Origin of the sequence: Otoolea muris, from assembly GCF_943193115.1 — a bacterium.
GTDB classification, from domain to species: Bacteria; Bacillota; Clostridia; order Lachnospirales; family Lachnospiraceae; genus Otoolea; species Otoolea muris.
In genome coordinates this window covers 1-1,128 of sequence record NZ_CALPCY010000158.1, presented here as the reverse complement: position 1 = coordinate 1,128, position 1,128 = coordinate 1, and the positions used below count along the sequence as shown (strand labels likewise).

Genomic DNA, 1,128 nt, shown 5'->3' with positions numbered 1-1,128 from the left:
GGAAAAAGAGCATAAAGTAGCAAGCTTGTCATTGGGCTTCTTAAAAGTTGAAAACCAATTATCAAGGACTCCAACTAACTTTTCAAGAGTCTCCCAGAATCTGTTATGTGTTTTCTCACGACGAGTAACCCTCCATACCTGCTCGATCGGATTAAGATCAGGTGAATATGGCGGGAGGGAGATTATGGTTGCAGCTTCTTTAATGTCTGCATACTGCCCGTCTTCATTGATAAGACGTTTTGCTTTTTTGTGCCAGGGAGCATTGTCCATCACGATGTAAAGGTGTTTGCCATCCTCTACAGGATGTGATGCGAGGAATTCACGTATACATGTTATCGTTGTCTCATAATTGAACCAGTCCGGCTTTGTGATGAAGAGTTCGCCTGTTTCTGGAATCACAAAACCGCTATAAGCAACGGATTTATGCCCGGGATATGACTTGACCTTCGGACAACTGCCTTTCGGATACCAGGCGCGGGTAACCGTGGATTCTGCCATGAAGTGAACTTCGTCCTGGTAGCATATGATTGCGTCCGGATCGTTTTCTAGCTCTGAGATGTTTTTTTAAATTCATCACGCAATGGGTTCTCTTCATTGCCTTTGGAAGGAAATGTCTGTGGGCGTATCAAAGAGAATCCCAGTTCATGCAGTAGCCGCTGGCATTGCCTTACACATAGAGAGATATCATATTGCGAAGCAATATAGTCCGATAAGGATGGCCCATCCCAGACAGTATATCCAAAAGCATTTGGGTCAGAAGATACGACGACTTTAATATTTTCTTTTTGGGAATTAGTAAGGGATTGCGGACGCCCAGGCTGTTTGCGTGGACGGAGAGCCTCAAACCCATACTCATCAACAGACCTGACCCAGTTAGAAAGAGTCCGGTCGGTTTCGCCAGAGGCATCGGCAAGCGATTTAGCGTTCACACCGCGGAGCAGGAGATTAACAATAGTTACTTTTCTTATGAATTTGGCATCATCTGAAGACGAAACGATCCGATTGCCTTCTGCTATTAAAGCGTTTTTGTCCGATTTAAACTTTCTAACATTCATGCTATCACCTCAGTATTATTTTACTAAGGGATATCTGAAAAGTAAATAGAAAATATTTATGTCGTTTACTATA

General features: G+C 43.2%; 2 protein-coding genes. Both read right to left on the bottom strand.

Going from position 1 to position 1,128, the window contains the following annotated elements; all coding sequences use genetic code 11:
• A partial coding sequence (locus NFS31_RS26795) for an IS630 family transposase (RefSeq protein WP_331482902.1) occupies positions 1-558 on the bottom strand: 558 nt, incomplete at its 3' end.
• Positions 546-1,055 (bottom strand): helix-turn-helix domain-containing protein, encoded by a 510-nt coding sequence (locus tag NFS31_RS26790; RefSeq protein ID WP_251502152.1) that lies wholly within the window; start codon positions 1,053-1,055, stop codon positions 546-548. The genes NFS31_RS26790 and NFS31_RS26795, both read right to left, overlap by 13 nt.
• Between the last annotated feature and the right edge of the window lie 73 nt (positions 1,056-1,128).

Bases quoted from the DNA above. Each gene is read 5' to 3' on its own strand.
- NFS31_RS26790 (WP_251502152.1), bottom strand. From the start codon at position 1,055: ATGAATGTTAGAAAGTTTAAATCGGACAAAAACGCTTTAATAGCAGAA.